Origin of the sequence: Tsuneonella mangrovi (assembly GCF_002269345.1) — a bacterium.
GTDB lineage: Bacteria > Pseudomonadota > Alphaproteobacteria > Sphingomonadales > Sphingomonadaceae > Tsuneonella > Tsuneonella mangrovi.
The window spans coordinates 1,138,539-1,161,926 of the sequence record NZ_CP022889.1 but is presented as its reverse complement, the minus strand read 5'-3'; the positions used below and the strand labels follow the sequence as shown (position 1 = coordinate 1,161,926).

The following is a 23,388-nucleotide window of genomic DNA, read 5'->3' as shown; positions in this document are numbered from 1 at the left end:
TCCGCTTCCTACCCCGTTGCGGTCACGCGCCGTATCAACTTGCGGGCGCTACCTAGCTAGCTGACCGGAGGCGGGGTTGTTTCCTCTTCCTCCACGCCTTCCTCGCCCAAGCCGTGGCGCAGCAGCATCGGGATCTGGCTGAAGGTGAACAGGAAGCTCAGCGGCATGAACACCCACAGCTTGGCCCACAGCCAATCGCCGAAGCTGAGGAAGTGGACCAGCGTCTGGTTGAGCGCAGCGAGGACCAGGAAGAACGCGCCCCAGTTGCGGGAAAGCTTGAGCCAGCCGTCGTCGCTCAGCCCTTCGAACGCCGCCTCGAGCAGCCACTGCAACAGCGCCTTGCCGCGCAGCCAGCCGATCAGCAGCACGACGCCGAAGAACAGGTAAAGCACCGTCGGCTTGATCTGCACGTAGACCGGGTCGCGCAGCAGGATCGTCAGCCCGCCGAACCCGACGATCAGGATCGTCGAGAGCATCAGCATCCGCGAGACCTTGCCGGTGAGCCATTTCGACAGGCCCAGCGCGACGATCGCCGCGACCATGAACGCCCCGGTGCTGCGGATCACCGCGAACAGCACGCCGACCATGTCCTGCTTGTCCGCCGGCGCGTAGAACCAGTACACGCCGAGGAACACCAGCAATGGGCCGTAGTCGACCGCGACATTGAGCCAGCCGGAGGGCTTCTTCTGGGGGTTCTGCTCGCTCATCAGGCCACTCCCGCAATCACGCGCGCGACAAGGTCGGGGTCGAACGGGCGCAGGTCGTCGAGCTTTTCGCCCACCCCGATCGCGTGGATCGGCAGCCCGAACTGCTCTGCTGCAGCCACCAGCACGCCGCCGCGCGCAGTGCCGTCGAGCTTGGTCATGATCAGCCCGGTCACACCTGCAACCTCCTTGAATATCTCGATCTGGCTAAGCGCATTCTGCCCATTGGTCGCATCGAGAACCAGGATCACGTCGTGCGGCGCTTCGGGGTTGAGGCGGCCGAGCACGCGGCGGATCTTGGCGAGCTCTTCCATCAGCTCGCGCTTGTTCTGCAGGCGCCCGGCGGTGTCGACGATCAGCGCGTCGATGCCCTGCTCGGTTGCGGCCTTGACCCCGTCGAACACGATGCTTGCCGGGTCGCCGCCTTCGGGGCCGCGCACGATCGGTGCGCCGATCCGCTCCGCCCAGGTCGCCAGCTGGCCGATCGCGGCAGCGCGGAAGGTATCGCCCGCTGCCAGCATCACGCCGTAGTCGTCTTCCTGCAGCCAGTGCGCGAGCTTGGCGATGGTGGTCGTCTTGCCGCTGCCGTTGACCCCGATCACCAGGATCACCTGCGGGCGCGGGAAGGCAACGATCTCGAGCGGCTTGGCCACCGGGCGCAGGATCGCGGCGATTTCCTCGGCGACTGCTTCCTTCAATTCCTGTTCGGTGATGTTGAGCCCGAAACGCTTTTCCGCCAGCCGGTCGCGGATGCGGCGCGCGGCAGCCGGGCCGAGGTCGGAAACGATCAGCGCATCTTCGACATCATCGAGCGTCGCGTCGTCGAGCTTTGCCGTGCCGACAACCCCGGTGAGGTTGCTCGACAGCCGTTCGGAGGTCTTGCGGAAGCCGCCGAACACGCGCTCGGTCCAGCTCGGTTCGCTCATGCCAGCAGGCCTTCCTCGATTGCGGTGGGAGTGACGGTTGCGATGGTTCCGGGCGCGACGCCGTTTGGCAGGCGGACCCGGGCGAAGTCAGGCGCATGGCCGCATCCGTCGCGTTCGGCAAGCACTTCGAGCGGCTGGCTGAGCTTGGCGGCGAGCCATGCCGCGCGCACGTCGCGCACCGCCGCGCGAAGCTGAGCGGCACGCGCCTTGATCACTTGCCGGTCGACCTGCGGCATCCGCGCGGCAGGGGTGCCGGGGCGCGGGGAGTAAGGGAACACGTGCCCGTGGACGATCCCGAGTTCGCGCACGATCGAGAGATTCGCCGCGTGATGTTCGTCGGTCTCGGTCGGGAACCCGGCGATCAGGTCCGCGCCGATGGCGATTTCCGGTCGGCGCGCCTTGAGCCGCTCGACCAGCGCGACCGCGTCGGCGCGCAAGTGGCGGCGCTTCATCCGCTTGAGGATCAGATCGTGCCCGTGCTGGAGCGAGAGGTGCACGTGCGGCATCACCCGCGGCTCGCTCGCCAGCAAGTCCTCGAGCAGTGGATCGATCTCGATCCCGTCGAGCGAGGACAGGCGCAGCCGGGAAAGCTGCGGGAACTCATCGAGGATCGCCTGCACCAGTTTACCCAGTCGCGGATCATTCGGCAGGTCGTGGCCCCAACTGGTCAGATCGACCCCGGTCAGCACCGCTTCGCGCGCGCCGAACGACAGGTCATGTTCGACCAGGTTCAGCACTTCGGCGATAGCCAGCGACCGGCTGGCGCCGCGCCCCTGCGGGATCACGCAGAAAGTGCAGGCATGGTCGCACCCGTTCTGCACTGCGATGAACGCGCGGCTGTGCTGCGGGATGACCTCCGGATGATCCGTCGGGGCATTCCACGCCCGCGCGTCGAGCTTGGCTGCGTTGGGCACCAGACCATCGACTTCGGGCATCGAGGCGAGCTGCTCGCGTTCGATCTCGGCGGCGCACCCTGTCACCAGCAGGCGGGCATCGGGGCGCTCTCGCCGGGCGCGGCGGATTGCCTGGCGGGTCTGGCGCACCGCTTCGCTGGTGACCGCGCACGAATTGACCACTACCGTCTCGCGCGGCTCGCTCGCCAGAAGCGCGCGGATGCGTTCGCTTTCGGAGATATTCAGGCGGCAACCGAGCGAAATGACTTCTGCGCTCACGCGTAGTCGCTCCATTCGAAGCTGCCGGTGAAGCTGGTTGCGGCGGGGCCGGTCATCAGAATGCGATCGCCCGAAGTCCATTCGATGTCGAGCGTACCGCCGGGCAGGTTCACGGCAACCTTGCGCCCGCTCACCAGGCCGCGCCGCATCGCCGCGACCGCGGTGGCGCACGCCCCGGTGCCGCACGCGCGCGTGAGGCCCGCACCGCGCTCCCACACCCGCAGGTCTATCGTTTCCGGACCGGCGACGTGGGCGACGTTGACGTTGACCCGCTCGGGAAACAGCGCATCGCGCTCGATCAGCGGCCCCAGCCGGTCGAGCGGCACGATGCCGGTATCTTCGACGAAAAAAATCACGTGCGGATTGCCGACGTTGACCGCGGCAGGGCCTTCCAGTCCTTCCCAGCCGACCGGCATCGACAGCGTGTCCATCGCGTAGGCGAGCGGGATTTCCTCCCACCCGAACCGCGGAGTGCCCATGTCGATCCGTGCGCCGCCGTCCATCGGCTCGACGGTGATCGTCCCGCCGCTGGTCTCGACCTGTGCCTTCGCGCCATGGAGCAGCGCAATCGCGCGGCTGGCGTTGCCGCAGGCCTCGACCTCGCCGCCGTCGGCGTTGAAGATCCGCATCCGGAAATCGGCGCAGTCCGACCCTTCGAGCAGGATCAGCTGGTCGCAACCGATCCCGATCCGCCGGTCCGCCAGCGCACGTGCCATTGCCCTGTCGATTGGCGGCAGCGGCTCGGCGCGCGCATCGAGCACGACGAAGTCGTTGCCGAGGCCGTGCATCTTGGTGAAGGGGACGCGCATGGTGCAAGCGCATCTATGCGCGCACCGGGCGAACGTCCAGTGGCGGCGCGATCAGCCGGCGTTGCGTCGCTGGTCGCGAACTTGCGCGGGTTCCTCTCCCGCCGGTTCGCTGTCGGCGGCTTCGGGCATGGCGTTTGAAGATCGCAGCAGGTTGGCCGAAGCCAGCCGCTTGCGCAGCAACTCGACCGGTTCGGGCCGCCCATAGTGATACCCCTGGCCCTTGAGATGCCCCATTTCCTTGAGCGCGGCGAGGATCTGGTCATCCTCGATTCCCTCTGCGGTGAGCGGCATATCGAGCCCGTCACCCAGTGAAACGATTGCCCGAACGATCTTGTTGCTGGCGCCCGCTTCGCTCAGTTCGCTCACGAAGCTGCGATCGATCTTGAGCCGGTCGAACGGCAGCGTGCGCAGCTGTTCGAGGCTCGAATACCCGGTTCCGAAGTCGTCGAGGCTGATCGTCACACCCTGGTTCTTGAGGCTGGTGATCATCGAGCGAACCACCCCGATATTCTCATGCAGGCACGATTCGGTGATTTCGATGTCCAGCCGTTGTGGCGGGAAACTGTGCTTGACCAGCAGCTTGAGCAACTTCTGCGAAAACCACGGATCACGCAGTTGGACCGGCGAGATATTGACCGACAGCGAAAGCTTCGGATCCCATTCCCGGGCATCCTGCAACGCCTGGTCGATCAGCCCTTCGCTGAGCTCCGCAATCACGCCGATTTCCTCGGCGATCGGGATGAACACGTCGGGCATCACGAGGCCGAGCGTGGGCGAATGCCAGCGTGCGAGCATTTCGAATCCGCCGATCTCGCCGGTTTCGAGGTCGACCTGCTGCTCGTAATACGGAACGAACTCTCCGTTCGCGATCCCCTTGCGAATGCCGGTTTCGAGTTCGACACGCAGCCGCAGGTCGTTTTCCATCGACTGCTCGAACCAGAAGTAGCGGTTCTTGCCCTGCTTCTTGGCATGATACATCGCGATATCGGCGCGGTGGATCAGGTCTTCGATCACGTCGGTTTCAGGGCCGTTTGCGTGATCGCCCCGATTGACGGAAATCCCCAGCGAAACTGTTACTTCCACCTGCAGCCCATCGCAGGGCACCGGCATCGCCACACGATTGATCAGCCGTGCCGCCAAATGATCGATGCGTTCCGCGGCATTCACGTCGAATGGAACGATACAGACAAACTCGTCGCCGCCCAATCGCGCCAGCAGCGAACCCTTCGGCAGCAGGCCGGTGATGCGTTCGGCCACGGTCCGCAGCAGGGTATCGCCGGCCTTGTGACCGTTGAGGTCGTTGATCATCTTGAAGTTGTCGAGATCGACCACGATCACCGCCAGCGCTCGACCGTCATTGCGCGTGCGCTCGAGCAGGCCTTCAGAAGCGGACGTGATCGAGCGACGGTTGAGCGTGTCGGTCAGCGGATCGATTTCGGCCAGTTGGCGCGCGAGAGCTTCCGCCTTGCGACGCTCGGCAATCTCGAGAGTCAGCTCGGAGTATCGCCGCCACGCGAAGATCACCAGGGCAATGTTGAGCAGCAATGTGGAGACCAGCACCGGTGCGGGGCCGGTTCCGTGGCCGGCCCAGGCACGAACCACTTGCGGCAAAACCAGGCCGCCAGTGCCGACAAACAGCAGGATTGCGGCAACAGCGATCCCGAGCGCGACAAGGTCACGCTCTGCACGCGCCATCCTGTTGTCCTCGGTGTCGCTCGCCTGAGCCATGCTTCCCCAAATCGATTGCTGTGCGACGGACCCTTGTTCGCTGTTAATCGGTGCCTTATCGCGCAAAGTGTTTGAAAATAGTGTTAAGCGGCCTGCGTAGGATTACTTTCCTGCGGTCGCTCAGACCCCGGGAGTTATGTGTGCCGCGCTACTGGTTGATGAAGTCCGAACCCGATGCCTACAGCTGGGACGACCTCGTCGCGGAACAGGAAGGGACCTGGGACGGGGTCCGCAATTACCGCGCGCGCAACAACCTCGCGGCGATGGAAGTGGGCGACAAGGCGTTCTTTTACCACTCGAATATCGGCAAGGAAATCGTCGGGATCGTTGAGATTTCGGTCGCCGGGATCACCGATCCGACCGACCCGGAAGGCAAGTGGGCGGCGGTCAAGGTCAAGCCGGTCGAGAAGCTGCCGCGCCCGGTGACGCTCAAGGAAATCAAGGCCGATCCCAAGCTGGCCGAGATCGAGCTGATCAAGCTCTCGCGGCTGTCGGTTGCGGAGATCACTCCGAAGGAGTGGGACTACATCCTCAAGCTCTCGCAGGCGTAAGCCGCGGCCTAACGCTTCCTCGCGCGCAAGCCGGAGACGGTCGCACCGCTCGCGGCGAGCTGTTCGACCTCGATCACGCAGTGCAGCAGGCGCACCCCGATGCGTCCCTTCGCATCGGTCAGTGCTGCCTCGAACGCTTCGGTCGTCTCGATCCGTTCGGCCCAGCAGCCATAGGCACGGGCAAGCGCGGCGAAGTCCGGATTGGCCAGTTCGGTGCCCGAGACTCGTCCCGGGAATTCGCGCTCCTGGTGCATCCGGATCGTACCGTAGGCTCCGTTGTCGACGAGGATCACCAGCATGTCGCAGCCGTGCTGGATTGCGGTCGCCAGTTCCTGCCCGTTCATCAGGAAATCGCCGTCTCCCGCGAGCGCGACCACGGTGCGCTCGGGGAACCGTCGCGCGGCGGCGACGGCTGCGGGCACGCCGTAGCCCATCGCCCCGGCGGTGGGGGCGAGCTGGGTCGGGAACCCGTCGTACCGCCAATAGCGGTGCCACCAGCCCGAGAAGTTGCCTGCGCCGTTGCACACGATCGCATCGCTTGGCAGGGTCTCGCGCATGAAGCCGACGCAGCTGGCGAGGTCGAGCGCGAAATCGGCAGGCTTGGGGGTGGCCCACTCCTCCCATTCGGCGTGCGCCTCGGCCCCGGCATCGAACGGGATCAGGCTGCCATCGGCCCACAGCGCGGCGCTTTCGGCGAATTCGGCCATGTCCGCGCAGATCGCGAGATCGGTGCGATAGACCCGGCCCAGTTCCTCCGGATCGGGATGGATGTGGACCAGCAGCTGGCCCGGATGATCCGGCGTCGGGATCGTGTAGCCGTCGGTGGTCGCTTCCCCCAGCCGCGCACCGACCGCGATCACCAGGTCGGCATTACGCACCCTGTCCAGCAGCTTGGGGTTGGGACCGTAGCCGAGGTTGCCGGCATAGACCGGGCTCGAGGGCGGGATTGCGTCCTGCCGCCGGAACGCGGTCGCCACCGGCAGACCGAGCCGCTCGGCCCATTCGGCGAAGTGGTCGCGCGCCTTGGCATTCCAGCCCGCGCCGCCGATGATGGCGATCGGGCTGGCGGCGTCGGCGATCATCGCATCGAGTGCCTGCATCGCATCGGGGCACAGCGGCTGGGCTGGGCGAGAGACCGGCGGGCGCGGCATGGCCGAAACCATGTCCGACAGCATATCTTCGGGCAATGCGAGCACCACCGGGCCGGGCCTCCCGGCAATCGCGACGGACCATGCGCGGGCGACGTATTCGGGGATCCGGGCCGCATCGTCGATCCGCGCGGCCCACTTGCTGATCGGGCCGAAGAAGGCAGAGAAATCGACTTCCTGGAACCCTTCGCGGTCGCGCATTTCGCGGCCCACGTCGCCGACGAACAGGATCATCGGTTGCGAATCCTGGTGCGCGACGTGGACCCCGATGCTGGCGTTGGTCGCACCCGGGCCGCGGGTGACGAACGCGACGCCCGGCTTGCCGGTCATCGCCCCGTCGGCGCAGGCCATGAACGCCGCTCCGCCCTCCTGCCGGCAAGTGACGAGATCGACGTCGCCGCAATCGTGCAGCGCGTCGAGCACCGGCAGGAAGCTCTCGCCCGGCACGGTGAACACGCGGTCGCAACCCTGCACACGCAGGCAATCGACCAGCAGGCGGGCGGCGGAAACCGTATCGTCTGAAACCATAGCGCCGCCTCTAGCGCGCGCCGGGCATGGCGGCAATCGGCCATCCTGGTTGCCAAACACGGTTGCCGGATAGGCTTAATGTCCCGCGCCGCGACACGCCCGATTCCGCGCGTGAGCTATGGTTGCCGAAAGGTTAAGCCCGGGGCCATGCAAAGACGCGCACTGGTCCTCACCGACGAAACCGCCCGCCATCCGTTCCGGGCCAATCTTCCGCCGTTCGTATTGCGCGAAGCCGAGCCGGTTCCCGTGCGGACCAGCTGGCGGCTGACCCGCGGCGACGTGACAGCCTTTGCCGCGACCTATATCGCATGCTTCACGATGGCGGTGGCGTTCTTCTGGTAATCGCGCTGCCGGCTCAGGCCGCTTCGACGGCGGTCTCCGCCTTGAACAGCTTCCACCCCAGCCACGCCGAATAGAGGCACATCGCTGCGCTCAGCAGCAGGTGGTGGACGATATCGATCCCCATCATGCTCAGGCCCGTCGCAACCAGCGATCCGATCACCATCGCCAGCGAATTGACGATATTGTTGGCCGCGATCGTGCGCGCGGTCTGCGTCTTGGGCACGAAGGTGGTGAGGAACGCATAGAGCGGCACCACGAACATCCCGCCCGACACCGCGATCCCCAGCAGGCACAGCAGCAGTGGCACCGCCAAGGGGTGGGAAACGAACGCGTGGACGTGCATCAGCGTGCCGTCGGTCGACGGGGTCCATGCTTCGCACACGAAATAGAACGCCAGCACGAACAGGCCCATCACGATCACCGAAACCGGCGAATAGCGTGCCGATACCTTGCCCTTGAGCAGCGCGTTGACTGAGACCGAGCCGATCGCGACCCCGACCGAGAAGATCACCAGGAACAGGCTGGCGACTTCCTTGCTGGCGGTGAGCACGTTCTTGGCGAGCGGCGGGAACACGATGAACAGCACCGCACCGATGGTCCAGAAGAAGCTGATCGCCATGATCGCGAGGAACACGCGGCTGTCGTGCATAGTGTTGCGTACCAAGGCGATCGAGCTGCGCACGAAATGGAAATCGAGTGGTTCGGGCTCGCTCTGCGGCGGAGCCGGCGGCACTTGTCGCGATACCATGTAGCCGATGATTGCCGTGATCATCACGCCCGCCGCACCTGCTTCGACCGGGATCCAGCCCGCGAGGATCGTGCCGAACAGGATCGCGATATAGGTCCCCGCCTCGACCAGCCCGGTCCCCGCGAGCACTTCGTGATCGTTGAGGTGCTGCGGCAGGATGGCGTACTTGATCGGGCCGAAGAACGTCGAATGGACGCCCATCGCAAACAGCGCGAGCAGCATCAGCGGGATCGCCAGGGCTGCCAGCGCCGGATGCGGCGCGAGGTAGCAATGGACAGTCCCCTTGGTGCACGCGACATCCTGCCACGCGATCAGCAGGCCTGCCGCGCCAACCGTCATGATGCCGATCTCGGCCGCCTTGATCATGCGGATGATCTTTGCCTTGTCGCGCATATCGGCGAGTTGCCCGGCGAGCGCGGACAGCAGGAAAAACGGCAGGATGAACAGCGCCGAGGCAACCGCCGAGAAGGTTCCTTCGGCGGCGGGCGAGGAATAGATCGAATAGACCACGAACAGGACCATCACGGTCTTGAACAGGTTGTCGTTGAAGGCGTTGAGCAGCTGGGTGACGAACAGCGGCAGGAAACGCCGGCGGCGCAGCATATGCGTGGAAGTGGTCATTTATCCTGCCGGCAGCTTCTCACTGCCCCATGCCCTAGCGTCTGGGGCGGCGGGGACAAGGGCAAACCTGTCCTTTTTCCCGGCCGCGCGATGGGCTAGGGGCTGTTGGCAGGAGGAGATCGACGGTCCCGGCGATGCTGACGCTGCCCAATATCCTGACGCTTTCGCGCATCTTCGCAGTGCCGCTGCTGGCGTTCCTGCTGTGGTGGCCCGATTGGCACCTGGGCTACGCGCTGGGCTTCGCGCTCTACAGCGTGATCGGCTTTACCGACTACCTCGACGGTTACCTCGCCCGCGCGCAGGGGACGGTCAGCAAGCTGGGCATTTTCCTCGATCCGATCGCCGACAAGATTATGGTCGCCGCAGTTATCCTCGTGCTGGCGGCGCAAGGCTATATGCGCGGGCCGTATGTCGGCGACCTGCACGTGATTGCCGGGCTGATCATCCTGGTGCGCGAGATCGCCGTCTCGGGCCTGCGCGAATTTCTCGGGCCGCTGCAGGTCTCGGTCCCGGTGTCGAAGCTCGCCAAATGGAAGACGACGTTCCAGCTGATCAGCTTGGGCGCGCTGATCCTCGGCGGCGCGGTCGACGGACCGCCGTGCCATTCGGTTTACGAGGATTGCGGCACGCTGGCGCAGAACTGGATCCACCTGACCGGCCTCACCTGCCTGTGGGCCGCTGCGGTGCTGACGCTGATCACCGGCTGGGACTACTTGCGGGTCGGCCTCAAGCACATGGAGTGAACCGCGCGGAAGGCGGCTTTCGGGGAGTGCTGCATATTGTTCGAAGGTCCGCTCAGGGGTGGAAAGCGGACATCACGAGGTCGCTCCTGGAGTCAGGAGAACTCGTGATCGAGCAGTGACTTCGATGATCCAAAACATGCCGCGTCTTAAAATCGTTGCGCGCGAAAGACCTTCATACGATCCTAAGAGATTTGGGTGCACATTATGGGAATAGCAAAAAATAGAATAAATGATGTTGTTGAAATTATAATCTTATATGATAGACTTCTTTTTTCAAATGATAGCATTGCATCTTCACAGCTTGTAAGACTATAAAATATTTTTATGTCGATAATGGAAAATATTAGAACTAAAATTAGAGCGTTGAAATACATATAATCAGCATTAAATGGTAGTGCGTTTGGATATTTCGCTTGTAGTTTCACAAAAACATTAAGTGATATTCCTGCGGTGCTCCATAGTGAAGTAATATATCTTTTGCTATATTGATTGTTATCCATCCTGTTCATCTTTAAGCCCGGGAGTAGAAAGTACGCTCCGCGCCCAAGCCAATGAATCCCCAAATAAATGTCTACTAAGACTTCAATCATCACGGCCATCCAGGATTTCTCCTAATCCCTGCAAGAGTTGTGCGCGAGCTTCGGACATCGGATCATGATGCGCGATTGGCCAAATGTCCGCAATCGGGTCGTTAGCAGACCAACTGCTTTGTCGCGAAAATCTTGAAAAGCGGTCGCTCGTCGAGCGCCTACCTTAGGCTCGACCTAGTTCCGCACCGCCTGGTGGCCCAGCGGGCCGTTGCCCGCGCCGAATCCGGGTGCCTTCTCGATCGCCGAGTGGACGAACTTGCGGGCGAGCCGCACCGCGTGTTCGAGCGCTTGCCCGTGGCCGACCAGCGTGGCGATGGCGGACGATAGCGTGCAGCCGGTGCCGTGGGTGTGCGGCGTGTCGATCCGCGCGTGGTCGAACTGGACCGCCCGGCCGCCCGGGCGGATCAGGATGTCGATCACCCGCGCGTCGTCCGTGTGGCCGCCCTTGGCGAGCACGCTGCAGCCGTATCGGTCGGCCAGTTCGGTCGCCGCATCGATCATCGCACCCGAATCGTCGAGGTCCATCCCGCTGATGCGCGCGAGCTCGGGCAGGTTGGGGGTTATCAGCATTGCGCGGGAGAACAGCTTGTCGCGGATCGCCGCAGCGGCGTCGGGCGCAATCAGGTTCGCGCCGCTGGTGGAAATCATCACCGGGTCGAGGATCACCGGTAGCGCGGCGTCTTGCTCGGCAAGCGCGGCATCGACCACTTCGACGATCCCGACATCGTGCAGCATTCCGATCTTGATCGCATCGACCCCGATGTCGCTCACGCAGCTGGCGATCTGCTCCGCAACCATGTCGGGCGAGAGCGGCGCTATCGCCTGCACCCCGACGCTGTTCTGCGCAGTGACAGCAGTGACCGCGCTCATCGCGTAGCCGCCGAGCATCGTGATCGTCTTGATATCGGCCTGGATCCCGGCGCCGCCCGAGCTGTCGGATCCGGCGATCGCCAGAATGCGCGGGGGCGGTCGGTCGATCATCGCTTGTGCTTCCGCTCGGCCGAGGGCGGGTGCTTGGCGTGGAGCGCCTTCGCGCGGGTCGGGCGGTCCATCAGCTCGCCGCCGCAGTTGGGGCAGCGATCGTCGAGCTCGTCGGCGCAAGTCGCGCAGAACGTGCATTCGAAGCTGCAGATGAACGCGCCGGGCGCTTCGGCGGGCAGGTCCACCCCGCAGCGTTCGCAATCGGGCCGCATTTCGAGCATCAGGCGGCCGCCTTTACCGCGTCGCAGATCGCATCGACCACCCGTTCGACCTGCGCTGCATCGTCGCCTTCGGCCATAACCCGGATCACCGGCTCGGTGCCTGAGGGACGGATCACCAGCCGACCGTGGCCGCCCAGCTCCCTTTCGGCATCGGCAATCGCCTGCTTGACGTGCGCATCGTCGAGCGGTGCGCCGCCGTCGAAGCGTACGTTCTTGAGCAGCTGCGGAACGGCATCGAACTGGTGCAGCATCTCGCTCGCGCGCTTGCCCGAGCGCACCAGGCTGGCGAGCACCCGCAGCGCGGCGATCGTGCCGTCGCCGGTGGTGCCATGATCGAGCATGATCATGTGGCCCGACTGTTCGCCACCGACGTTGAACCCGCCCTCGCGCATCTTTTCGAGTACGTAGCGGTCGCCGACCTTGGCCCGCTCCAGTGTCAGCCCGTGCCCGCCGAGGAACCGCTCGAGCCCGAGGTTCGACATCACCGTAGCGACGATCCCGCCGCCCTTCAGCGTGCCCTTGTCGCGCAGGCGCAGCGCGATCAGCGCCATGATCTGGTCGCCGTCGACCGTCTGGCCCTTCTCGTCGACCACGATCAGCCGGTCGGCATCGCCGTCGAGCGCAATGCCGATATCGGCACCTTCCTCGACCACCCTGGCCTTGATCGCATCGAGCGAGGTCGAGCCGACCTTGTCGTTGATGTTGGTGCCGTTGGGGGTGACGCCGAGCGTGATCACGTCCGCGCCGAGTTCCCAGATCGCCGACGGGGCGACCTGGTAGGCCGCACCGTTGGCGCAATCGACCACGACCTTGAGGTCGTCGAACCGGATTTCGCTGGAAACGGTCTGCTTGACCGCGTGGATATAGCGCCCGCGGGCATCCTCGATGCGGCGCGCGCGGCCGATATTCGGCGCGTCGGCCAGCGGCAGGTCGCTTTCGAGCAGCTTCTCGATCGCGGCTTCGTCGGCATCGGACAGCTTGAACCCGTCGGGGCCGAACAGCTTGATCCCGTTGTCCTCGAACGGGTTGTGGCTGGCGGAGATCATCACGCCGAGATCGGCGCGCATTTCGCGGGTCAGCAGCGCGATTGCCGGGGTCGGCAGCGGCCCGGTCATGATCACGTCCATCCCCACGCTGGTGAAGCCCGCGACCAGCGCGCTTTCCATCATGTAGCCTGACAGGCGGGTGTCCTTGCCGATCACGACCCGGTGGCGATGGCTGCCGCGCAGGAAGTGGTGCCCCGCGGCCTGGCCCACCCGCATCGCGGTGGCGGCGGTCATCACGCCTTTGTTGGTGCGGCCGCGGATCCCGTCGGTGCCGAAGAACTTGCGTCCCATGTAAATTTCTCGCCTCTCGTCGGACTGCGCGTGTCGCCATGGCGCGAACCGGCGGTGATGTCACCACCTAGCGCGAAACCATAAACACGCTATCCTCGCGCGAAAGGCAGAAGCGAGGGTCACGGGTGAGCACAGATACGATCGCGGAAAAGCAGCTGGTCACGGTTCATTTGCCCGCCGGCAAGACGCTGGCCGGGCTGGTCGCGGGGCTGGTGCTGGGGTGGGTGCTCGCCGGGACGCACGCGATCGACCTGCTGCTGATGGTCACCAAGCCGGTCGGTTCGCTCTGGCTGCGGGCATTGCAGGTGACGATCGTGCCGCTGGTCGCCGCATTGCTGGTGCTGGGCATATCGCAGATGGCGCAGGCCGCGCGGGCAGGGGTCGCCGCGCGGAGGATGCTCGGCTGGCTCGGGGCAGTGCTGGTGTTCAGCGGGATGGTAACGGCGATCCTGTTCCCGCTGCTGCTCAAGGCGTTTCCGCCACCTGCCGCCGCTGCCGGAGTATTGTCCGCCGCCGGCGGGCCCGAGCAACAGGTTCCCGGGATCGGAGCGTTCATCGAATCGCTGGTCGCGCCCAATATCGTCGAAGCGGCGGCGAATACCTCGATGCTGCCGCTGACGCTCTTCTTTGCAGTGTTCGCGCTTGCGCTGGTGAAGCTCCCTGCAGGGCAGCGCGACACAATGATAGGTTTCTTCCGCGCGCTCGCCAACGCGATGTTGCTGATCATCGGCTGGGTGCTGTGGCTCGCGCCCGTCGGGGTGTTCGCGCTCGCGGTCGGGGTGGCGGCAAAGAGCGGCGGATCGGCGTTCACGACGCTGGCACACTACATCGTCGCGGTCGCTTCGATGGGCGGGATCGTGCTCATCGCCGGATACCTGCTGGCGTGGTTTGCCGGCGGGATTTCGCCGCTGCGATTCGCCCGTGCGCTGTTCCCCGCGCAGGCGGTGGCGCTGTCGACCCAAAGCTCGCTCGCCAGCCTGCCCGCGATGCTCGACACTGCCGACCGGCTCGAACTGAGCGAAACCACATCCGAATTCGTCCTGCCGCTGAGCGTCGCGATCTTCCGCGCGACCAGCCCGGCGATGAACCTGGCAGTGGCGATCTATGTCGCGCACCTTGCGGGCGTGCCGGTGACCGCGACGACGCTCGCCGCCGGGATCGCAGTCGCGCTGGTGATTTCGGTCGGTTCGGTCAGCCTGCCCGGATCGATCAGCTTCGTGATCTCGATCGGCCCGATCGCGCTGGCGATGGGCGTGCCGGTTGCGCCACTTGCGCTGCTGGTGGCGGTGGAAATGCTGCCCGACATCATGCGCACGGTCGGCAACGTGACGATGGACGTCGCGCTCGCCACTGCGGTCGACCGCTCACGACAAGAATCTGGCGGCGATCTGCAACCCTAGCCTTCCTCGCGCATTGGTGTAGTGAACCCTTTATCCCTTCCAATCCGACCAGTGGAGACAACCATGGCTTTCGATCTTCTTCCCCTGCCATTCGCCGATACCGCGCTGGCACCGGCGATTTCCGCCGAAACGCTGTCGTACCACTACGGCAAGCACCACAAGGCCTATATCGACAAGACCAACGCCGCGGTCGACGGCACCGACCTTGCCGGCAAGACGCTCGAAGAGGTGATCGCCGCCGCTCGCGGCAGCAACCAGGGCCTGTTCAACAACGCCGCGCAGAGCTGGAACCACGGATTCTACTGGCACTCGCTGGCGGCCGATACCGGCAACCCGTCGGACGAGCTGGCGGCGATGATCGATGCCTCGTTCGGCTCGCTCGACGCGCTCAAGGGCGAACTCAAGGCGCGCGGTGCAGGCCATTTCGCCAGCGGCTGGGTGTGGCTGGTGGTCGACGGTGACAAGCTGGCGATCGCCGAGACGCACGACGGCGACACAGTGGCCGACCAGGGCGTGAACCCGCTGCTGACGATCGACGTGTGGGAACACGCCTACTACCTCGATCACCAGAATGCGCGCCCGGCTTACCTCGACGCGGTGGTCGATACCAAGCTCAACTGGCGCTTCGCGTCCGAAAACCTCGCACGCGGATCGACCTGGGCCTACCCCGGCTGATCACGGCGAACGCAATATAGCGAAAGGCCCGCTCCGGGATGCCGGGGCGGGCCTTTTTCGTGTCTGGCAGTCCGTGGTCAGGCGTCGGGCGGCGGACTTCGCCCAAGCTCGCCCAGCGGGTTGCCCGCAAACAGCGGCTCGCCGAACACGAACCCGATCAGGTTGGGCTTGCCGACGTGGTCGAAAAACGCGGTCAGCATCAGCAGGATCGGCACCGACAGTAGCGCGCCGAACACGCCCCAGATCCAGCTGAAATAGCTGAGCGCAATGAGGATGATCACCGGGTTCATGGTGAACCGCGCGCCGAGGATCGATGGGGTGATCACATTCGATTCGACCGTGTGGAGCCCGAGGTATGCCGCAGCCGGGATAATCCCCAGCAGCGCAGTCTCCGCGGTCCCCACGCCATAGAGAGCCAGCAGCGCGGTCATCGCCAGCGGGCCGATATAGGGCACGAAATTGAGCAGTGCCGCCAGTCCGCCCCACATCACCGGGGCATCGACCCCCAGCGCCCACGCGCCGAGCGCCACGATCACCCCGATCCCGGCGTTGATAACGGTCACTGTCAGGACATAGGCGGCCACCCGGTCCTGGACCTCGCGCATGACCCGGGCCGCCTTGATGCTGGTGCCGAAGTCGCGGCGATCGAGCAGCAGGTGCTGGCGCAGGCGCACCCGCGAGAGGACCATGAAAAAGGTCATCAGGAAGGTCAGCAGCATCTCGACGATCACGCTCGGGGTAGCAAACGCAAGCTGTTCGATAACCGACGGGCTGGCGAGCACGACTTCGCGCCCGGTCTGGCCGGTCAAGTGCGCGATCTGCCGGTTGGCACGGGCCAGCCATTCGAAATTGTTGCGCAGCTCGGCAAAGCGCATCGCGACCTTGTCGGCAATCGCCGGGAGCGTTTCGAACAGCGAAACCGCCGGTTGCAGGATCAGCCCGAGGGCAAGCATCAGCACCGCGAACAGGATGATCAACGCAAGCAGCGATGCAATCAGGTTGGGCAGGCCCCACGCGGCGAGCTTGTCGGCCAGCGGAGCCAGCACGATCGTCAGGATCAGCGCGGTCACCAGCGGGAGGAACACCACCGCACCGATCGACAGCACGAACGGCAGCGCGAGGAACAGGCCAATCCCCAGGATCACGACGAGCGCGGAAATCAGCCGCAATTCCTGCGCCGCGAACGTCATCTGTGCGGTCGCGATGCCGTCGCTGGCGTCGGCCGAATCCGTGTCCGGCGCTTCCAGCCGGAGCGGATCGGGCGGACTTTGCTCGTTCATCTCCTGAAGGCCTCGATAGAGTTGCGTGCGGCGATTGTGCCGCAGGCTGTGGGTCTGTTCAAGCGGGTAGCGCTCAGCGGGTCGGTTCGCTCTGGCCGTGGCCGGCAGCGACTTCGTCGAGCTCTTCCAGGATCGCGCGATGCGCCCTTGCGTCGTCGATCGCCCGTTTGGGGACGTCACCCTCCTCGAGCATTGCGCTGAGCGTGGCGCGTGCGCGGCCCACGCGGCTCTTGATCGTGCCGACCGCGCAGCCGCAGATATTGGCCGCTTCCTCGTAGGAGAAGCCCCCGGCCCCCACCAGCAGCAAGGCTTCGCGCCGTTCGGCGGGCAGGGTCAGCAGCGCACGGTGCATGTCGGACAGGTGGATCGGCTCCTCCTGTCCGGCGGGTGCGGTCAGGATGCGTTCGGCGACGTTTTCGTCGAAATCTCCGCGGAAACGGTTGCGCCGCATTTCGGTGAGGTAGGCGTTGCGCAGGATCACGAAGGTCCATGCCCGCATACTCGTGCCGGGCTCGAACCGGTCTTGCGCGGCCCATGCCTTGAGCAGCGTTTCCTGCACCAGGTCGTCGGCCATGTCAGGACGCCCGCACAACCCGCGTGCAAATGCGCGCAGGTGCGGGGCGACCTCGGTAAGTTCGCGCTTGAAGTCGGCCTTCTCGGCAGCCGTGCGCTTGCGGTCGGCCATCAGTCCTGGTCATCCAGCTTGGACAAGAGTTCCTCGAAACTCTTGGGCAAAGGCTCTTCGACGACCGAATCGTAAAGTTCGCGCAGCCCCGCTGCCCAACCGGGCGGCGGCGCACTCTTGCCGCTCTTTACGTCGCGCTTGTTCTTCCCGCCCCCTTCTTCGTCCGGCCGCTTGGCCTTATCCTGATCCGCCATTCATGCCCCGACTGGAAATTCCGCCATGCAAACCCGAACGCCACCGTATCCCTATCCGTATAACAGAACGGGAATATCGGCGGTCCGGATGCTACATTCGGGGAACGAAGCGGGCGGCGCTTTGTTCCCCCAATGCCGCCGGAGTAACAACCGGCCGGTCCGCCTTGGGCGATCTGGGGGGTTGTAGTTGGAAAGTGGGGTAAAACCAAGGCGTCGTGCCCGGCACTGGCTGGTGCTTTACCCGCGTGCCGCACCGCTGGCGATATTCCTGCTGATCGCGGCAGTCAGCGCGCTCAGCGTGTTCGCGATCGAGCGCGGCGAACGCCAGCGTGAACAGGCCAAGCTGGGCGAAACCGCGCAGGCGGTCGCTTCCGCGATCGAACGGCGCGGCAACACGTCATCGTCATACCTCAGGGCAGGCGCTGCGCTGTTTGGCTCGGTCAATGCCGTACCCGAACCGCTGTTCCGCCGGTTCATCGGCGAACTTAGGCTCGATTCGGATTATCGCGGCGCGGAAGGGATCGGCTGGGCTGCTGCGATCCCGCCAAGCCAGGTCGGTTCGTTCGACAAGGCGATGCAGGAAATCGACCCTTCGATGCCGGCGGTTCACCCGTCTCCTCCGGCGAGCCAGCGGCTGGTGACGCCGGTGACCTACCTCGAGCCGGATACGGCGCGCAATCGCCGTGCATTGGGGTTCGACATGTACTCCGAACCGGTCCGCAGGGCGGCGATGGACGAAGCCTTGCGCTCGGTCCGCCCGACCGCCAGCGGCAAGGTCGTGCTGGTGCAGGAAGGCAGCAAGCCGGAGCCGGGGTTCCTGATCTACATGCCGGTGTTCAAGGGGGGCATCGACGGGCGCACGCTGCGCGGATTCATCTACAGTCCGTTCAACGCGCAGGATTTCCTCAGTTCGGCGCTCGAGCTCGAAAATCGCGGCGAAATGGGTGTGCGGCTGTATGATGGTCCGCCCAGCAAGACCAACCTGCTCGCCGAGTTGCCGCCCGAGCAACGCACCGGGCACACCGTGCGCGAGACCGTGACGGTTGCCAATCGATCGATGGAACTGGTTATCGAATCGGCGCGCGGGCAGGGCCTGTCGACCTTGTCGATGCTGACGCTGCTGTTCGGGCTGCTGGTGGCCTGCCTGCTGATGATCGTCGCGCGTCTGCTGACCCAGCAGGCGATGGAGGACCAGGCCTCGCTCGAATGGCTCGCCGAGCAGAACTCGATCCGCGACAACCTGACGCGCGAGCTCAACCACCGGGTCAAGAACACCCTCGCCAACGTCCTGTCGATCATCAACCTGACCCGCCGCCGGGCGAGCGATATCGACGAATTCGCCGACGGGATCGACGGCCGCATTCGCGCATTGTCAGCAACGCACGACCTGCTGACCAGGTCCGAATGGAGCACGACCCCGCTACAACGGGTGCTCGAGGTCGAACTTGCACCTTACGCCCGGTCCGAAGCCGCGCTCGAGCTGGCCGGCCCTCACGTCGAACTTGCGCCGAACGATGCCTTGTCGCTGGGCCTTGCGATCCACGAGCTGGCGACCAACGCCGCCAAATACGGCGCGCTGAGCACCGATGAAGGCAGGGTTCGCCTCACGTGGGTGCTCGAGAACGAAAATCTCGCGACGATCCGCTGGGTCGAGACCGGGGGGCCGCCGGTGCCGCCAACCCGCCCCCGCGGGTTCGGCACCGACCTGATCGAGAAGATCGTCGCCCACGAGCTGCGCCATCCGGTCGAAATCGACTTTGCGCCCGAAGGGGTTCGCTGCACCCTGCGCGTGCCGGTGCGGCGGCCGAGCGAGTTCGAAATCCGCGCACGGCGGCGTGTGCTGGGTCTTTCCGGCGAAGATACGCAAGGCGACGCCGAATAATGGCGCCCGGTGTCAGTTCGGCTGGCGACCCGACCTGAAGAACAACGCCTGGCTGATCGCGGTGCGCACGGTGGATTCCTGGAACGGCTTGGTGACGAGGTAGGTCGGCTCGGGCCGATCGCCGGTCAGCAGACGCTCGGGATAGGCGGTGATGAAGATCACCGGCACCGAATCGATCGCCAGGATATCGTCGACCGCATCAAGCCCGGAAGAGCCGTCGGCCAGCTGGATATCCGCCAGCACCAGGCCCGGGGTTGCCTCGGCGACGACTTCCTGCGCCTGGGTGCGGGTGGCGGCGGTGCCGCAGATATCGTGGCCGAGTGCCCGGACGAGGTCTTCCAGCTGCATCGAGATCAACGGCTCGTCTTCGATGATCAGCACGCTGGTGGCGGATTCGCGGTCGATCTCCTCGATCGCGTCCTGCACCAGGTGTTCGACCTCCGCCGCCTCGAGATCCATGATCGCAGCGGTATCGGGGATCGAGAAGTCTTCGAGCGTGGTCAGCAGCAGTGCCTGGCGGTTGAGCGGGGTGATCGCCTGCAAGCGGTCGGCGGCGGCGAGTTCGTGGCTGCTTTCCGCGCGGCCCTGGCCTTCGCCGGCGACTTCGAGATAGGCGCTCGACCAGACCTTGTTGAACGCGCGGTAGAGCGGCACGCGCCCCTGATCGAGCGAAGCCTTGAGCGACGGATCGGCCAGCACCGCTTCCAGCGTGGCGCGCACGAAGGCATCGCCGGTGGCCTGCGAGCCGGTCAGCGCGCGCGCATAGCGGCGCAAGTACGGCAGGTTGGCGGCAACCTTTTCACCTAGTGACATCGATTCCCTTCCCGTAGCAATCGCGATTCCAACGTTACGCGAAACCTAAAGTTCCGCACCTGAATTGCCAGCAGTCCATTCGCAGCAATTTTTTTCGATTCGCGGGAACCCGAATTCGGCTCGAGCATTTCATCATTGTCACCACCGAGACCCCCCCTCCCGTCCAAACGGCTGGTGACACGATCCCGAAGGGCCTCCGCAGGCGCAATGCCGCGGAGGCCTTTTTTCGTCGCGAAGCCAGGAAGCGGGCAGAGTGTCAGCCTGCGAGGTGCGGCAAGGCCTTGCGCAGCCGGGATATCAGCCCGGAGGCGCCGCGCTGGGCGCGCAGCACTTCGACCAGCTGTTCGGGTTCGTAGGGCTTTTCCAGGATCGGTCCGAGTTGCGCGATATCTGGCGGGATTTCCTGCGGCGCAGCGGTCGAAAAGACGATCCGCGGTGGCCGCGGCCCGACCGAACTGGCGAGCTCGGCGATCGCCCAGCCGTCGCTCCGATCGGCCAAGTGGACGTCGAGCACGATCGCGTCGGGCTTGTGCGCGCGCAGCGCCGCCAACGCTTCTCCGCTCGTGCGGCACACGACCACAGCGCTGGCCCCGGCATCGACCAAGGCAAGCTCGATCGACATGGCCAGGATCGGATCGTCCTCCACCACCAGGATCCGCCCCAGCGGCGGCAGGGGCCGAGCCTGCTCGCGGGGCAATTCACGGGTGATGGACATGTGACGCGTCGCTCCTATGCGCCGGTCGCCGGGCCGTTGCGTCGGCGGCGATGGCGCTGTCTCTGGTGGGCACAATGCCGGATGCGAGATGAACCGGTTGTGACAATCGAACGAGCCGGTGCCGCTCGCTGTTCCCGCCGCTCATCGAATTGCCCGGCCCGTTGCCGAAATGCCACGCAAAGCGGGTTGGAAGAACGCCGCCTGCGGCCGCTCAGAGAGGTTTGTCGTAGATCACGTATTCGCGGTTGATGTGGCTGTCGATCGCTTCGGCGATCGCGACCATTCCCTGGTTGTCGTCGAGGATCCAGCCGATCTCGCCGCGCGTCGCGCCGTAGCGCGAAGTGGCGTTGCGACGGATGTATTCGATCATCATGAAAGCCAGCTGGCTCGCCATGCGCGAGGATTGCAGCTTCTTGCGCACACCCATCAGTGGCACCCGCATGGTCCGTCCGCGCGGCTCGCGCAGCCACATCAGCAGCTTGATCCAGTTGAACGGCAACAGCTTGCCGCGCATCGGCTTGATCGCTTCGTTGAGGTCGGGCAGCGTCATCATGAACGCCACCGGCTCGCCGTCGTATTCGGCGACCATGATCAGGTCTTCGTGGACGATCGGTTTGAACTTCTTTCCGGCATAGGCGATTTCGGTCTCGGTAAACGGCACGAAACCCCAGTTGTCCGACCATGCATCGTTGAGGATGTCGAGGATCAGCCGCGCTTCGGCATCGAACTTCGACTTGTCGACGTTGCGGATACGGATTTTCGCGTTCTTCTCGCCCGAGGCGACGATCCGCTCGATCAGCGGCGGGAAGGTTTGCGTGATGTCGAGCTCGTAGGTGAGCAGCGATTTGGCCTTGGCGTAGCCGAGCGCCTCGATCCAGTCGCGATAACGTTCGGGTTGGTGGCCCATCATCACCGTGGGCGAATGGTCATGGCCGCGCACCAGCTGGCCGGGTTCTTCCCAGATCGACATCGACAGCGGCGCGAGCACGCGGGTCATGCCCTTCTCGCGCAGCCATTGTTCGGCCCGGCCGATCAGTGCAGCAGCGACTGCCGCGTCCTCGGCCTCGAGCAGCCCCCAGTTGCCCGTGCCGGGGCCCATTCCCTGCTCGGGCGGCTGGGCGATCGCGAGGTGGTCGATGTGGGCCGAGATCCGCCCGACCGCTTGCCCACCGCTGCGGGCGAGGAACAGCTGGACGTCGGCGTGTTCGAAAAACGGGTTCTTGCCCGGGGTGACAAGCTCCATCGCTTCCATCCGCAAGGGCGGCACCCAGTGCGGGTCGCTGGCATTGAGCCGATAACTGAGATCGACAAATTCGGCGCGCTCGCGCTTGTTCGTGACGGGTACTATCTCTATCTGTCGGTCGGACACGGCCATCGCCTCGTTCATCGCGTCTTGCGCGCAGGGGTGTTTGGGGCAAATTTGACCTAGGCCATTGAATGCCGCCACGGGAAGGGCGCAGATAGGACCTGTCCACCTTTCGGAAAAGCCAATTATGACCGCAAGCCAGCCTGCAACCTTCACCGCACCGGAAACCGGCTCCGCCGCCACCGCACGCGCGCCGATTGCCGACGACAAGGCGATGCTGCGCGCTGCGGTCGACCTGACGCGCGATCTCAACACCGCCAAGGGCTCGATCTACTGGCCCGACATGCTCGGCTCGGCGCTGGTCGGTTATGCCTTGCTGGCGGGGGCGATCGTGACCGACAACGGCTGGGTCGCGCTGGGCCTGGGCGTGGTTGCGGTGCTGGCGCTCTATCGCGCGTTGCTGTTCATCCACGAGATCTCGCACATGCACCGCGACGCCCTGCCGGGCTTTCGCACCACGTGGAACCTGCTGGTCGGCATCCCGATGCTGGTCCCGTCGTTCATGTACGAGGACGGGCATACGATCCACCACGCGCGAACCAAGTACGGCACGCCCGACGATCCGGAATACCTGCCGCTGGCGCTGATGAAACCGTGGAGCCTGCCGGCGTTCCTGCTGGTTTCGCTGCTCGCACCGCCTGCGCTGATGATCCGTTACGGCCTGCTTACGCCGCTCGGTCTGCTGGTCCCTCCGCTGCGGCGGATCAACTGGGAGCGGTTTTCGACGCTGGCGATCAACCCCGACTATCGCCGCCGCCCGCCGAGCGAGGCCAACCGCAGGCGGTTCATCCTGCTCGAGGCCGGCGCGGCAATCTGGGCCCTGGTGCTGTTCGCCAGCATCTGGTGGCTCGGCTGGCGTCCGTTGCTGGTTGCGCTGGCGGTGTTCTCCGCCGTCGCGGTGCTCAACCAGTTGCGCACGCTCGTCGCGCATTTGTGGGAAAACGAAGGCGAACCGATGACGGTGACCGCGCAATACCTCGATTCTGTCAACGTCCCGCCGCCCGGCCTGATGGCCGAGCTGTGGGCGCCGGTGGGCCTGCGCTATCACGCGCTGCACCACCTGATGCCTTCGATGCCGTACCATTCGCTGGCTGAAGCGCACCGCCGCCTCGCACGCGAGCTAGGGGCGGATTCGACTTACCTCAAGGCCAACTATCGCGGGATGATCCCGCTGGTCGGGCGGATTGCCGCGAGCACCATGGTCGCGCGCAAGTAGCCTGCCGAAGCCT

Annotated in this window: 23 protein-coding genes; 7 read left to right on the top strand and 16 right to left on the bottom strand. The window is 64.9% G+C overall.

The genetic code is table 11. The features are described 5' to 3' along the window. Positions 1 to 56: 56 nt before the first annotated feature. Genes CJO11_RS05760 through CJO11_RS05740 form a run of 5 tightly spaced genes read right to left on the bottom strand, consistent with a single transcriptional unit; the run spans position 57 to position 5,306 of the window. Entirely contained in the window at positions 57 to 707 is a 651-nt protein-coding gene (locus CJO11_RS05760) for an inner membrane-spanning protein YciB (protein WP_095011861.1), read from the bottom strand. Then, positions 707 to 1,630 (bottom strand): signal recognition particle-docking protein FtsY, encoded by a 924-nt coding sequence (gene ftsY, locus CJO11_RS05755; protein ID WP_095011860.1) that lies wholly within the window; start codon positions 1,628 to 1,630, stop codon positions 707 to 709. The genes CJO11_RS05760 and ftsY overlap by 1 nt, the downstream gene beginning before the upstream one ends. Then, complete coding sequence (locus CJO11_RS05750) at positions 1,627 to 2,802, bottom strand: MiaB/RimO family radical SAM methylthiotransferase (protein WP_095011859.1); 1,176 nt, start codon at positions 2,800 to 2,802, stop codon at positions 1,627 to 1,629. The genes ftsY and CJO11_RS05750 overlap by 4 nt, the downstream gene beginning before the upstream one ends. Then, positions 2,799 to 3,611, bottom strand: coding sequence for a diaminopimelate epimerase (gene dapF / locus CJO11_RS05745; protein ID WP_095011858.1), 813 nt, complete (start codon positions 3,609 to 3,611; stop codon positions 2,799 to 2,801). The genes CJO11_RS05750 and dapF overlap by 4 nt, the downstream gene beginning before the upstream one ends. A 51-nt stretch (positions 3,612 to 3,662) precedes the next feature. Continuing rightward, positions 3,663 to 5,306, bottom strand: coding sequence for a putative bifunctional diguanylate cyclase/phosphodiesterase (locus CJO11_RS05740; protein ID WP_240504582.1), 1,644 nt, complete (start codon positions 5,304 to 5,306; stop codon positions 3,663 to 3,665). 191 nt (positions 5,307 to 5,497) lie between these two features. Here CJO11_RS05740 and CJO11_RS05735 point away from each other — a divergent pair, with 191 nt between their 5' ends. Continuing rightward, positions 5,498 to 5,890 carry an EVE domain-containing protein gene (locus CJO11_RS05735; RefSeq protein WP_095013238.1) on the top strand — a complete coding sequence of 131 codons (393 nt, stop codon included), beginning with the start codon at positions 5,498 to 5,500 and terminating at the stop codon, positions 5,888 to 5,890. 8 nt (positions 5,891 to 5,898) lie between these two features. Here CJO11_RS05735 and CJO11_RS05730 read toward each other — a convergent pair whose 3' ends face one another. After that, the gene (locus CJO11_RS05730; RefSeq protein ID WP_095011856.1) at positions 5,899 to 7,566 is read right to left on the bottom strand and encodes a thiamine pyrophosphate-binding protein; all 1,668 of its coding nucleotides are present in this window, start codon (positions 7,564 to 7,566) and stop codon (positions 5,899 to 5,901) included. A 147-nt stretch (positions 7,567 to 7,713) separates the two neighbouring features. On the opposite strand from CJO11_RS05730, the gene CJO11_RS05725 reads away from it, so the two are divergent. Continuing rightward, a complete protein-coding gene (locus CJO11_RS05725) occupies positions 7,714 to 7,908 on the top strand; it encodes a hypothetical protein (protein ID WP_095011855.1) in 195 nt (64 codons plus the stop codon). A gap of 13 nt (positions 7,909 to 7,921) precedes the next feature. Here the strand turns inward: CJO11_RS05725 and CJO11_RS05720 are convergent, their stop codons facing one another. Continuing rightward, complete coding sequence (locus CJO11_RS05720; RefSeq protein ID WP_095011854.1) at positions 7,922 to 9,277, bottom strand: MFS transporter; 1,356 nt, start codon at positions 9,275 to 9,277, stop codon at positions 7,922 to 7,924. A 134-nt stretch (positions 9,278 to 9,411) separates the two neighbouring features. Between CJO11_RS05720 and pgsA the strand changes: the two genes are divergently transcribed. Beyond that, positions 9,412 to 10,020 (top strand): CDP-diacylglycerol--glycerol-3-phosphate 3-phosphatidyltransferase, encoded by a 609-nt coding sequence (pgsA, locus tag CJO11_RS05715; RefSeq protein WP_095011853.1) that lies wholly within the window; start codon positions 9,412 to 9,414, stop codon positions 10,018 to 10,020. A 764-nt stretch (positions 10,021 to 10,784) separates the two neighbouring features. Here the strand turns inward: pgsA and thiD are convergent. The 3 genes from thiD to glmM are packed head-to-tail and all read right to left on the bottom strand — an operon-like array spanning position 10,785 to position 13,149. Continuing rightward, complete coding sequence (gene thiD / locus CJO11_RS05710) at positions 10,785 to 11,591, bottom strand: bifunctional hydroxymethylpyrimidine kinase/phosphomethylpyrimidine kinase (protein WP_095011852.1); 807 nt, start codon at positions 11,589 to 11,591, stop codon at positions 10,785 to 10,787. After that, entirely contained in the window at positions 11,588 to 11,812 is a 225-nt protein-coding gene (locus CJO11_RS05705; protein ID WP_095011851.1) for a DUF1272 domain-containing protein, read from the bottom strand. Before CJO11_RS05705 ends, thiD begins: the two co-directional genes overlap by 4 nt. After that, entirely contained in the window at positions 11,812 to 13,149 is a 1,338-nt protein-coding gene (glmM, locus tag CJO11_RS05700) for a phosphoglucosamine mutase (protein WP_095011850.1), read from the bottom strand. Before glmM ends, CJO11_RS05705 begins: the two co-directional genes overlap by 1 nt. 125 nt (positions 13,150 to 13,274) lie before the next feature. Between glmM and CJO11_RS05695 the strand changes: the two genes are divergently transcribed. Together CJO11_RS05695 and CJO11_RS05690 are read left to right on the top strand one after the other, a co-directional pair. Continuing rightward, positions 13,275 to 14,549: a dicarboxylate/amino acid:cation symporter gene (locus CJO11_RS05695; RefSeq protein WP_095011849.1), complete on the top strand. Its 1,275-nt coding sequence runs from the start codon at positions 13,275 to 13,277 to the stop codon at positions 14,547 to 14,549. A 63-nt stretch (positions 14,550 to 14,612) separates the two neighbouring features. After that, the gene (locus tag CJO11_RS05690) at positions 14,613 to 15,224 is read left to right on the top strand and encodes a superoxide dismutase (RefSeq protein WP_095011848.1); all 612 of its coding nucleotides are present in this window, start codon (positions 14,613 to 14,615) and stop codon (positions 15,222 to 15,224) included. Positions 15,225 to 15,301: 77 nt separating this feature from the next. Here the strand turns inward: CJO11_RS05690 and CJO11_RS05685 are convergent, their stop codons facing one another. From CJO11_RS05685 to CJO11_RS05675, 3 genes are all read right to left on the bottom strand, one after another. Then, positions 15,302 to 16,504 carry an AI-2E family transporter gene (locus CJO11_RS05685; protein ID WP_240504581.1) on the bottom strand — a complete coding sequence of 401 codons (1,203 nt, stop codon included), beginning with the start codon at positions 16,502 to 16,504 and terminating at the stop codon, positions 15,302 to 15,304. A gap of 73 nt (positions 16,505 to 16,577) precedes the next feature. Next, entirely contained in the window at positions 16,578 to 17,189 is a 612-nt protein-coding gene (locus CJO11_RS05680; protein ID WP_095011847.1) for a sigma-70 family RNA polymerase sigma factor, read from the bottom strand. Beyond that, positions 17,189 to 17,383, bottom strand: coding sequence for a NepR family anti-sigma factor (locus tag CJO11_RS05675; protein ID WP_095011846.1), 195 nt, complete (start codon positions 17,381 to 17,383; stop codon positions 17,189 to 17,191). Before CJO11_RS05675 ends, CJO11_RS05680 begins: the two co-directional genes overlap by 1 nt. A 232-nt stretch (positions 17,384 to 17,615) precedes the next feature. Here CJO11_RS05675 and CJO11_RS05670 point away from each other — a divergent pair, with 232 nt between their 5' ends. Further along, entirely contained in the window at positions 17,616 to 19,265 is a 1,650-nt protein-coding gene (locus CJO11_RS05670) for a CHASE domain-containing protein (RefSeq protein WP_095011845.1), read from the top strand. Positions 19,266 to 19,277: 12 nt separating this feature from the next. Here the strand turns inward: CJO11_RS05670 and CJO11_RS05665 are convergent, their stop codons facing one another. From CJO11_RS05665 to CJO11_RS05655, 3 genes are all read right to left on the bottom strand, one after another. Further along, a complete protein-coding gene (locus tag CJO11_RS05665) occupies positions 19,278 to 20,078 on the bottom strand; it encodes a response regulator (protein WP_095011844.1) in 801 nt (266 codons plus the stop codon). Between the two features lie 256 nt (positions 20,079 to 20,334). Further along, positions 20,335 to 20,793, bottom strand: coding sequence for a response regulator (locus tag CJO11_RS05660; protein WP_095011843.1), 459 nt, complete (start codon positions 20,791 to 20,793; stop codon positions 20,335 to 20,337). 211 nt (positions 20,794 to 21,004) lie between these two features. Further along, a complete protein-coding gene (locus CJO11_RS05655) occupies positions 21,005 to 22,162 on the bottom strand; it encodes an N-acetyltransferase (protein WP_420823149.1) in 1,158 nt (385 codons plus the stop codon). A gap of 124 nt (positions 22,163 to 22,286) precedes the next feature. On the opposite strand from CJO11_RS05655, the gene CJO11_RS05650 reads away from it, so the two are divergent. Beyond that, positions 22,287 to 23,375: a fatty acid desaturase family protein gene (locus tag CJO11_RS05650; RefSeq protein WP_095011842.1), complete on the top strand. Its 1,089-nt coding sequence runs from the start codon at positions 22,287 to 22,289 to the stop codon at positions 23,373 to 23,375. Positions 23,376 to 23,388 lie beyond the last annotated feature (13 nt).

Excerpts from the sequence above, each read along its gene's own strand:
- CJO11_RS05760 (WP_095011861.1), bottom strand. The coding sequence starts at position 707 with ATGAGCGAGCAGAACCCCCAGAAGAAGCCCTCCGGCTGGCTCAATGTC.
- ftsY (WP_095011860.1), bottom strand. The coding sequence starts at position 1,630 with ATGAGCGAACCGAGCTGGACCGAGCGCGTGTTCGGCGGCTTCCGCAAG.
- dapF (WP_095011858.1), bottom strand. The coding sequence starts at position 3,611 with ATGCGCGTCCCCTTCACCAAGATGCACGGCCTCGGCAACGACTTCGTC.
- CJO11_RS05740 (WP_240504582.1), bottom strand. The coding sequence starts at position 5,306 with ATGGCGCGTGCAGAGCGTGACCTTGTCGCGCTCGGGATCGCTGTTGCC.
- CJO11_RS05735 (WP_095013238.1), top strand. The coding sequence starts at position 5,498 with ATGAAGTCCGAACCCGATGCCTACAGCTGGGACGACCTCGTCGCGGAA.
- CJO11_RS05730 (WP_095011856.1), bottom strand. The coding sequence starts at position 7,566 with ATGGTTTCAGACGATACGGTTTCCGCCGCCCGCCTGCTGGTCGATTGC.
- CJO11_RS05725 (WP_095011855.1), top strand. The coding sequence starts at position 7,714 with ATGCAAAGACGCGCACTGGTCCTCACCGACGAAACCGCCCGCCATCCG.
- CJO11_RS05720 (WP_095011854.1), bottom strand. The coding sequence starts at position 9,277 with ATGACCACTTCCACGCATATGCTGCGCCGCCGGCGTTTCCTGCCGCTG.
- pgsA (WP_095011853.1), top strand. The coding sequence starts at position 9,412 with ATGCTGACGCTGCCCAATATCCTGACGCTTTCGCGCATCTTCGCAGTG.
- thiD (WP_095011852.1), bottom strand. The coding sequence starts at position 11,591 with ATGATCGACCGACCGCCCCCGCGCATTCTGGCGATCGCCGGATCCGAC.
- CJO11_RS05705 (WP_095011851.1), bottom strand. The coding sequence starts at position 11,812 with ATGCTCGAAATGCGGCCCGATTGCGAACGCTGCGGGGTGGACCTGCCC.
- glmM (WP_095011850.1), bottom strand. The coding sequence starts at position 13,149 with ATGGGACGCAAGTTCTTCGGCACCGACGGGATCCGCGGCCGCACCAAC.
- CJO11_RS05690 (WP_095011848.1), top strand. The coding sequence starts at position 14,613 with ATGGCTTTCGATCTTCTTCCCCTGCCATTCGCCGATACCGCGCTGGCA.
- CJO11_RS05685 (WP_240504581.1), bottom strand. The coding sequence starts at position 16,504 with ATGAACGAGCAAAGTCCGCCCGATCCGCTCCGGCTGGAAGCGCCGGAC.
- CJO11_RS05680 (WP_095011847.1), bottom strand. The coding sequence starts at position 17,189 with ATGGCCGACCGCAAGCGCACGGCTGCCGAGAAGGCCGACTTCAAGCGC.
- CJO11_RS05675 (WP_095011846.1), bottom strand. The coding sequence starts at position 17,383 with ATGGCGGATCAGGATAAGGCCAAGCGGCCGGACGAAGAAGGGGGCGGG.
- CJO11_RS05665 (WP_095011844.1), bottom strand. The coding sequence starts at position 20,078 with ATGTCACTAGGTGAAAAGGTTGCCGCCAACCTGCCGTACTTGCGCCGC.
- CJO11_RS05660 (WP_095011843.1), bottom strand. The coding sequence starts at position 20,793 with ATGTCCATCACCCGTGAATTGCCCCGCGAGCAGGCTCGGCCCCTGCCG.
- CJO11_RS05650 (WP_095011842.1), top strand. The coding sequence starts at position 22,287 with ATGACCGCAAGCCAGCCTGCAACCTTCACCGCACCGGAAACCGGCTCC.